At 74.1% G+C, this 8,287-nt stretch carries 9 protein-coding genes; 2 read left to right on the top strand and 7 right to left on the bottom strand.

What is annotated here, in order from left to right:
* Positions 1-335: 335 nt before the first annotated feature.
* Complete coding sequence (locus VI078_00335; protein HEY5997734.1) at positions 336-1,220, bottom strand: ATP-binding protein; 885 nt, start codon at positions 1,218-1,220, stop codon at positions 336-338.
* Positions 1,221-1,287: 67 nt separating this feature from the next.
* Between VI078_00335 and VI078_00330 the strand changes: the two genes are divergently transcribed.
* Positions 1,288-1,872 (top strand): hypothetical protein, encoded by a 585-nt coding sequence (locus tag VI078_00330; GenBank protein HEY5997733.1) that lies wholly within the window; start codon positions 1,288-1,290, stop codon positions 1,870-1,872.
* Here VI078_00330 and VI078_00325 read toward each other — a convergent pair.
* Genes VI078_00325 through VI078_00310 form a run of 4 tightly spaced genes read right to left on the bottom strand, consistent with a single transcriptional unit; the run spans position 1,838 to position 5,289 of the window.
* Positions 1,838-2,716 (bottom strand): hypothetical protein, encoded by an 879-nt coding sequence (locus VI078_00325; protein ID HEY5997732.1) that lies wholly within the window; start codon positions 2,714-2,716, stop codon positions 1,838-1,840. The two genes, VI078_00330 and VI078_00325, sit on opposite strands and share 35 nt — an antisense overlap.
* The gene (locus VI078_00320; protein HEY5997731.1) at positions 2,664-3,839 is read right to left on the bottom strand and encodes an MlaD family protein; all 1,176 of its coding nucleotides are present in this window, start codon (positions 3,837-3,839) and stop codon (positions 2,664-2,666) included. Before VI078_00320 ends, VI078_00325 begins: the two co-directional genes overlap by 53 nt.
* Positions 3,839-4,513, bottom strand: coding sequence for a hypothetical protein (locus VI078_00315; GenBank protein HEY5997730.1), 675 nt, complete (start codon positions 4,511-4,513; stop codon positions 3,839-3,841). The genes VI078_00320 and VI078_00315 overlap by 1 nt, the downstream gene beginning before the upstream one ends.
* Complete coding sequence (locus tag VI078_00310; GenBank protein ID HEY5997729.1) at positions 4,510-5,289, bottom strand: ABC transporter permease; 780 nt, start codon at positions 5,287-5,289, stop codon at positions 4,510-4,512. The genes VI078_00315 and VI078_00310 overlap by 4 nt, the downstream gene beginning before the upstream one ends.
* 127 nt (positions 5,290-5,416) lie before the next feature.
* Here VI078_00310 and VI078_00305 point away from each other — a divergent pair, with 127 nt between their 5' ends.
* Positions 5,417-5,974, top strand: a complete 558-nt coding sequence (locus tag VI078_00305; GenBank protein HEY5997728.1) for an isoprenylcysteine carboxylmethyltransferase family protein — start codon at positions 5,417-5,419, stop codon at positions 5,972-5,974.
* Between the two features lie 38 nt (positions 5,975-6,012).
* Here the strand turns inward: VI078_00305 and VI078_00300 are convergent, their stop codons facing one another.
* Positions 6,013-6,987: a glycosyltransferase family 9 protein gene (locus VI078_00300; GenBank protein HEY5997727.1), complete on the bottom strand. Its 975-nt coding sequence runs from the start codon at positions 6,985-6,987 to the stop codon at positions 6,013-6,015.
* A gap of 1 nt (position 6,988) precedes the next feature.
* On the bottom strand, positions 6,989-8,287 hold a 1,299-nt coding region (locus VI078_00295), incomplete at its 5' end, for an ATP-grasp domain-containing protein (protein ID HEY5997726.1).

Genomic DNA, 8,287 nt, shown 5'->3' with positions numbered 1-8,287 from the left:
GATCGTCGCGCTTCTTGCATCCGGACCCTTCTCGCGCGCGAGGGCGTGCACGAGGATAGGGCGGCCCGTGAACAGGACGGGTACGTCGCCCTCGCTTCGCTGGGCAGCGGAGCCGTGGACCGGATGCTCGTTGCCCTCGCTTCGCTGGGCAACGGACCTGACACGTGGTGTGAAGAGTCCGCGGGCGGACTGCCGAGAAGGGGCCAGATGCAAGGCGCTCGACGTTCTCCGGGGGTGACAGCGGCGCCAGCCGCGCCAGAGGGGGCGGAGCCCCCATGGAAGCGCCCGCGAGAGGCTTCGCTCAGTACGCTGTCTTGCCGGGCGCTGATGGGCCGCTATCGTCCGCCGGCGGCGTGCGGAAGCCTGATTGACACCTGCGTCCCGGGGAAATGCGGCAGGCCGGCGCGCTCGGAGGGATGCGCGCCGACGACGCGGGCGGCGGTGCCGCTGCGCAGCCGCAGCGAGCCGCCCCAGGCGCGCACGAGGTTCGAGACCGCCGCAAGGCCGAGGCCGCGGTCCGGGTCGCCGGTGCCGGTGACGCCGCTCTCGAAGGCGAGGCCGAGCGCCGCCCCATCGTCCCAGGTGCCGGCGAAGCCGGCGGCGTACCGCGGGGCGAGGCTGGCGCGCACGCCGATGCCCACGTCCGCCACCGCCAGGCGGATCTCCGGCCCGCCCGCCGCGTGCAGGTAGCACTGCGCCAGCGCCACGCCCGCGCTGCCGCTGTGGTCCACGGCGTTCTGGCAGATCTCCGCCATCGCCACGGTGAACCGGTCGGCCGCGAGCCCGGAGTAGCCGAGGCGCGAGACCAGCAGCAGGTCCGCGCGCCCCTTGATCCGCGCGACGGCGCGGTGGATGTCCGCGCCCTCGCGCACGACGGCGGCGTCGAGGAGCACGGGATCGGTCTCGCCACCGCGGCGCGCGCCGTCGCCGTCACCGGGCGCGCCGGCGACGACGAACAGCTCCTCGAGCAGGCGCGTCGCGCCGCAGCGGGTCAGCCAGGACAGCACGGCGGGCTCGCGAGGCAGGACCAATCCCCAGGCGCTGCCGCGCCGGAACTCTGCCGACAGGCCGATCGACACGAGCGCGAGGACCCCGGCGGGGTCGGCGAAGCGCACCGGCGAGCAGTCGATCGCCTCCGGCGCGCGGGGGAGCCGCGCGAGGCGGCCGATCAGCTCCTCGCCCCCGGCCTCGTCGAGGTGGTGCGGCGCTGGCACGAGCACGGGCGCGACGATAGCACAGCGCGACGGCCGGGGGTGTGCGCCGCGCGCCGCGTTGGCGGGTGGTACCATGGCGACCAGGGTTCGCGACGCAGGCAGGGGCGCCGATGCGCGGCGGGAGGGGGGCGACATGGACTTCGCGGGTAGTCTCAAGAAGGCCGTCGAGATCGTGAAGCTCAACGGCGGCGTCGCCGCGGAGGTCGGGGCCGACGAGCAGGCGCTGCAGCCGGGGCTCGCCATCGTCGCCGCGGGCGGCGCGCTGACGGGGATCCACGGCGGGCTCGGCGGGATGATCGGCGGCGCCATCGCCGCGCTGATCGGCACGGCGATCGGCGTCGGCATCCTGCACCTGGTGGCGACGATCTTCTTCGGCGGAAAGGGCGACTACCTCGCGCTGTTCCGCGCCGAGTCGCACGCCGCGCTCCTGGGCTGGGCGGGGTTCATCCCGTTCCTCGGGCCGCTGATCGGCCTCTGGCACCTGCCGGTCAGCGTCACGATCCTCCAGAGCGTCTACGGGATGCCGCGCGACAAGGCGATTGCCACGGTCGCGGTCATCGCGGGCTTCTTCATCGTGCTGACCCTGGTGACCGTCGTGTTCTTCGGGGCGCTGATCGGCGGCTTCATGGCCGGGATGATGGGGGCGACACGCCACTGAGCAGGGCCTCAGCCTCGGCGGCGTCGGCGCCCGCGGCGCGGGCCGCGGCGCGCGCCCGCTCGTACCAGCCGCGCGCTTCTGCGGCCCGTCCGCCGTCCTGGGCGGCGCGACCGAGGCCGAGGAGATCCAGGTAGACCTTCCCCGCAAGGCCGAGGCGCTTGTCGATCTCGAGTGCCGCGGCGTAGGCTTCTGCGGCGTCGCCCGGCCGCCCGAGCGCGAGCGCGGCGTCGGCGCCGATGCGCAGGGAGTTGGCGCGCTCAGCGTCGTCCTTCGCCTCCCGGTTCAGCGCGCCCGCCTCCCGCGCCAGGCGCAGCGCCTCCCCGTGCTCCCCCGCGACGAACGCGGCGCGGGCGCGCAGGTTGAGCAGCGCGCCCTCGCGGCCGCACCGTGACGCGCTGCAGAGCTCACGTGCGCGCCCGGCCCAGCGCGCGCCCTCGACGGCGTTGCCGGCGTCGAGCGCGAGCAGCCCTGCGATCCGCGCGGCCTCCGCGCGCAGGCGGTCCGGGTAGGGCAGCGCCGGCGGCTGGTCGAGCAACTCCGCGAGCGCCGCCCACGCCTCCGCGGGTTGACCGGCCGCGCGACGCAGCGCCGCGATGTCCAGGATGCGCAGCGCGATCCCCTCCTCGTCCTCGACGGATCGGGCGACGACGAGCGCGCGCTCCTCGGAGGCGATCGCGCCCTGCAGATCGCCCTTCGCCCACGCTTTCCCGCCCGAGCGCGCGAGATCCTCCTGGAGCCGGTATGCCGGCGAGCGCGCCGGGGGCGCGCCGCCGCAGCCGGCCGCCAGCGCCTCAGCGAGCGCCAGGAGCGCGAGCGCCGCCGTCCGGCCGGTTTTCGATCTCATAACTGTCGACCCCGATCGTCGCCCCGCGCTTGTCGCCCCCGGTACGGAACGGCCAGAGCTGCTGCGTGCGGCGCACCAGCGCCTGCGAGTCCTCGATCAGCGCGCCGCCCTCGCGCACGACGCCCGCGGCCTCCCGCGAGGCGGGCACCAGCTCCGCCGTGATCGTGCGGATGTTCTCGAGGCTCGCGTTCACCTTCTCCAGGATCGCGGGCAGCTCCCGGTCGATCCGCTCGACGCCCGAGCCCGCGGCGTTTGCCGCCCGTCCGGCGTCGGCGGCGACGGCGCGCAGCTGCGGGACCAACTCCTCGCGCAGCTGCGTCGCGATCCCGTGGAGGTCCTCGCGCACGAAGGCGTCGAGCGACTTCGCGACCCCGCCCGCCTGCCCGATGAGCTGCCGGCCGTCGCCGACCAGCTGCCGCCCGTCCGTCACGAGGCCGGAGACCTGCGGGAGCAGCTCGGTCCGCAGCGAGCTGGACAGCGCCTCGAGGTTCGCGGCGACGGCCTCGACGCGCGCGCCGATCGTCGCGAGCGCTTCGTCGACGTGCCCGCGCGTCTCGACCAGCCCCGCGGAGAGCCGCCGGATGTTCGCGATCGACTGCTTGACGTCGCCCTGCGGGTCGTCGAGGTACTCGACGAGGTTCTTGACCGCGAGCAGCACCGGCTTGACCTCCTCCATGACCCGCGTCGCCACCTCGGTCAGGTCCGGCTCGCGGACGAATGCGATGACGCCGCCCGGCGCCATCGGCGGCGCCCCGGGCGTGCCGGGGCTGATCTCGATCCGCGAATCGCCGATCAGGGCCTTCGCCACGACGCGCGCCGTCGAGTCGCTCCGGATCCAGCGCAGGAGCGACTTCTCGATCGCGAGCGTGACCTGGACCTTGCCGGCCTCGTTGAGCTGCACGCGGCGCACCTTGCCGATGTGGAAGCCGCGCGTCACGACCTCCATCCCCTCGGCGAGGTCCCGGCCGCTGTCGTCGAAGAAGGTCAGCGAGGCCTTCGGCGTGAAGAGTCCCTGGCGGACGCCGACGACGCCGACCGCGCCGGCGACGATGAGCGCCGTGACGAGCAGGAACCACCCGACCCGGCGCTCGAGGGCGGCGAAGCGCGGGTCGCTCTCGCGCATCAGCGCCACGGCTCGAGCCTCCCCTCGGGGGTCTGGCGCAGCGATGTGCCGGCGAACGGCCCGGGAGGGAGCCCGTCGGCGCCGCTGGCGACGTAGAGCGTCGCACGCCCTTCGCGGCGGTCGTGGTGGCGGGACGTCTCCCCGAGCAGCGCGGCGCGGGTGGGCGCGTCGAGCCCTTCGAAGAGCCCGGCGTAGATCATGACCTCGGCGTCCGGCAGCATCGCCCGCACCACCCCCAGGATGTGCCGCTCGCGCGTCGGCAGGCTGGCGGGCATCGCCGCGAGGAAGCCTGCGACGCGGGCGGGCTCCATGCCGAGCCGCCCGAGCAGCGCGAGCACCTCGTCCTCGCGCCGCTCGGCGCGCTCGTCGCCATGATACCAAAGCGGCAGCAGGATGTTCTCCCAGACCTTGAGGTTGCTCACGAAGCCTCCGCCGGGCCAGACGATGCCGAGGCGGGCCATCGCCGCGAGCGCCGCGGCCTCGGTGCGGTGCGCGCTGTCCGCGCCGAAGAGCAGCACCGTCCCGGACTCGGGGCGCACGGTCCCGACGACCAGTCGCAGGAAGAGGGTCAGGTCCGCCTCGGACGCGAGCAGCAGCCGGCAGCGCTCGCCGGGGCCCACGGCGAAGCTCGCCTCGCGGAAGTCGCCGATCGAGACCGCGCGCAGCTCGATCACGAGGTGAGCACCACCGTCAGCAGCACGTTGGCCACGACGACGAGGGTGAGGCTCTGCATCACGGCGCGCGTTGTGACCTGCGGGATCTCGGTGATCGAGGCGCCGACGCGCAGCCCGTGGTAGCAGGCGGTGGCGGCGACCACGAGGCCGAAGAGGACGCTCTTGAGCAGCGAGACGCCGATGTCGCCGGCGGTCAGCGCCCCGCCGATGTTCCGCAGCTGCGCGAGGAACGGCAGCTGCACGACCAGCGAGCTGAAGGCCAGCCCGCCGGCGATGGTCACGGCCTCGAACCAGGCCGTGAGCGCGACGAGGCTCGCCGCCATGCCGGCCACGCGCGGCACGACCAGGTAGCGCAGCGGCGAGATGCCGAGCGAGCGCAGCAGCTCCATCTCGCGGTTGACGCGCATGGCGCCCAGCTCGGCGGCCACGGCGCTGGTGCTGCGGCTGATGACGATGATCGCGGCGAACAGCGGGCCGAGCTCGCGGATCACCGTCCAGACGAGGATCTGCCCGCCGAGCGCCGCGTTCTTGCCGACGAGGCTCGCGACCTGGGTGAGCACGATGACGCCGATGAGCACGCCGATGCCGCCCACGCGCCAGAGCGCCTGGAGGCCGGTGAAGTAGACCTGGCGGAAGAAGACGGTGCGCACGGGCCGCGAGCGCAGGGCGTCGAGGTTGCGCAGCGCGCGCCCGAGCAGGACGGTCATCCCCGCGGTCTGCTCGAGCCGGCCCACGACGCCGCGGCCGAGGGCACGGACCCGATCGTCCACGGACATGCCGGAAAGTCTAGCACACGGGGCGCGCCGCGCGGCCGCGGCCGGGGGGCGTGTGGTACCATGAAACAACGATGCGAAGAGCCGCGTTCGACCGTCGCCGATCGCCGTCCGCCCGGATCGCGACGCCGTGCTGACCGCTCTCTTCGACCGTCTCAAGGACCGGCGGCTGGCGCTCGGCTGGGTCTTCGCGGCTGCCTTTCTCGTGGAGGCGCGGCCGACGCCGGGGGCGATCGCCGGCGGGGCCGTGCTGTTCGCGCTCGGCGCCGCGGTGCGCACGTGGGCGGCGGGCCACATCCGCAAGCGCGAGGCGCTCGCGGTGACCGGCCCCTACGCGCACACGCGCAACCCGCTCTACTTCGGGAGCTTCCTCATGGCCTGCGGTGCCCTGGTGATGGGCCGCGCCGTCTGGGTGGCGCTGGCGTTCCTGCTGATCGCCGTGCCGGTCTACCACCGCCTCATCACCAGCGAGGAGGTCCTGCTCACGCGGATCTTCGGCGAGGCCTACGCCGCGTGGGCCCGCGAGGTGCCGCGCTTCTTCCCCCGCCTCAGGGTTCCGCCGGAGAGCCGCGGCTCGTTCGACTGGGGCCTCGTCCTGCGGCAGCACCGCGAGTGGCAGGCCTGGGTCGGCGGCGTCGCGCTCATGCTGTTGCTGCTGGCCCGCTGGCACTGGTTCCCCGGGCGGTAAGGTCCGCACCCGCGGATTTCGAGGCCTTCGGCTCCCGGTCAGCGCCCGGCGCGGAGCGCCGAGGCGCGCTGCACCGCCGCCGCCACAGGTTCGACGGGGACCGCCGTGATCGGCGCCCCCGGCGGCGAGACCTGGGCGAGCGGCCGGTTGGGCGCGTCGAGCCACTCGAGCGTCCGCTGCGGCGCGCGGGCGTCGTGGTCGCTCATCACGCAGACGTAGGGGCAGCCGCACATCTGGAACACGTGGCCGGGGCCGCAGTCGTTGCCGACCGCGGCCTCGGCCGCCAGCGCCGCGGCGGCGATGGTCGCCACCGGCGCCTCGAGGAGCACGCGGGCGCGATCGGCGCCGAGCGCCGCCTCGATGGCCGGCAGCAGGTGCTCCTCCGCGCGGCCGAGCACGAACAGGAAGCGCAGCCGGGGATCGGCCCCCGCGAGCCGGTGGCAGACCGCGAGGAAGCGCTCGACCCCCCAGAGCTTGAACGCCCCGGCGCCGCCGCCCGGCAGCACGGCGACGAAGGGGTCTGGGGGCAGGGCGGCGCGGTCGGCGCCCGCGGCCAGCTCCCGGAAGAAGCCGTCGAGCGGCGCGGAGCGGTGGTCGAGGTCGGGCAGGAGCGCCAGGTACTTCCGCGGCCGGTAGAGGCTGACGTCGTGCGGCACGGCGCGCGACAGCAGCAGCCGCCCCGCGCGGGTGCGAAAGCCGGCGCGCGGCCGGGCGGGCTGCAGGCCGACCGCCGCGGTCAGCCAGAAGGAGTAGGGGCGCAGCAGGTAGATCGCCTCGGGCCGCAGCTCGCGCAGATGGCTGCGGACGCATCTGAAGGACGGTTCGTACCGCACGAGCGCGTCGGCCGCCCCGAGGTCCCGCAGCAGGTGCGCCTCCTCGAACGGCGCGAAGGCGACGATGCGCCGGCCGGGATGGCGGCGGCGCAGCTCCCACAGCAGGGGCGCGTGCGCGAGCAGCGCGCCAAAGAAGGGCCGGTTCTCGAGGAAGACGGCGACCGCGGGCGGCCGGCCCATCCTAGAACGTCTTGCCGGCGTGGTACTCCTGCAGCGACAGCACTTTCAGCTCGCCGCGCGCCAGCGACTCCAGGCCGGTGACGGCGGCGGCGGCGCCCGGGATCGTCGTGATCGTCGGCACCTGCCGGGCGAGCGCCTCGCGGCGGATCGCGGTCGAGTCCGACTTGCCGCGGCGGCCGAGCGGCGTGTTGATGATCAGGCTGATCTCGCGGTTCTTGATCATGTCGACGACGTTCGGGCGGCCTTCGTGGACCTTGAGCACGCGGCAGGCCGAGACGCCGGCGGCGTTGAGCACGTCCGCGGTGCCGGCGGTGGCGCAGAGGTTGAAGCCCAGGTCGAGCAGCCGCCGCGCGATCGGCACGATCCGCTCCTTGTACTGGTCGAGCACGGAGATGAAGACGGTGCCGGAGGTCGGCAGGTGCGTGCCGGCGCCAAACTGGCTCTTGACGAAGGCCAGGCCGAAGTCCGGGTCGATCCCCATGACCTCGCCCGTGGACTTCATCTCGGGGCCGAGCGCGGTGTCGACGCCGGGGAAGCGGTTGAACGGGAAGACGGACTCCTTGACGGAGTAGTGCCGCACTGCCGTCTCGGTCGTCACGCCCAGTTCGCGCAGCTTCGCGCCGGCCATGACCTTCGCGGCGATCTTCGCGATTGGCACGCCGATGGCCTTGCTGACGAAGGGCACGGTGCGCGAGGCGCGCGGGTTGACCTCGAGCACGAAGACCGCGCCGTCCTTGACCGCGTACTGCGTGTTCATCAGGCCGACCACCTTGAGGGCGGTGGCCAGCCGGCGCGAGTAGTCGCGGATCGTGTCGAGCACGGCGGCCGGGAGCGAGTGCGGCGGGATCACGCAGGCCGAGTCGCCGGAGTGGATGCCGGCCTCCTCGATGTGCTCCATGATGCCGCCGACCACGACCGCCTCGCCGTCCGAGACGACGTCGACGTCCACCTCGGCGGCGTCGCGCAGGAAGCGGTCGATGAGGACCGGCCGCTCGTTGGAGGCCTGGACCGCCTCGGTGAGGTAGGTGCGCAGGTCGTTGTCGTCGAAGACGACCTCCATCGCGCGGCCGCCGAGGACGTACGACGGCCGGACCATGACGGGGTAGCCGATCCGGTGCGCCACCGCGAAGGCCTCGTCCGCGCTCCGCGCGACGCCGTTCTCTGGCTGCCGCAGCCCGAGCTTGACGATCAGGTCGGAGAAGCGCTCGCGATCCTCGGCGCGATCGATCGCGTCGGGGGCGGTCCCGAAGATCGGGACCCCCAGCTCGTGGAGCGGCACGGCCAGCTTGAGCGGCGTCTG

It is taken from the genome of bacterium (assembly GCA_036524115.1).
In the GTDB taxonomy this organism is placed as follows: domain Bacteria; phylum JAUVQV01; class JAUVQV01; order JAUVQV01; family DATDCY01; genus DATDCY01.
Note: the sequence above shows the minus strand (reverse complement) of the source record. Positions and strands in the feature narration are given on the sequence as shown.

Bases quoted from the DNA above. Each gene is read 5' to 3' on its own strand.
- VI078_00325 (HEY5997732.1), bottom strand. From the start codon at position 2,716: ATGAGATCGAAAACCGGCCGGACGGCGGCGCTCGCGCTCCTGGCGCTC.
- VI078_00330 (HEY5997733.1), top strand. From the start codon at position 1,288: ATGGCGACCAGGGTTCGCGACGCAGGCAGGGGCGCCGATGCGCGGCGG.
- VI078_00310 (HEY5997729.1), bottom strand. From the start codon at position 5,289: ATGTCCGTGGACGATCGGGTCCGTGCCCTCGGCCGCGGCGTCGTGGGC.
- VI078_00300 (HEY5997727.1), bottom strand. From the start codon at position 6,987: ATGGGCCGGCCGCCCGCGGTCGCCGTCTTCCTCGAGAACCGGCCCTTC.
- VI078_00320 (HEY5997731.1), bottom strand. From the start codon at position 3,839: ATGCGCGAGAGCGACCCGCGCTTCGCCGCCCTCGAGCGCCGGGTCGGG.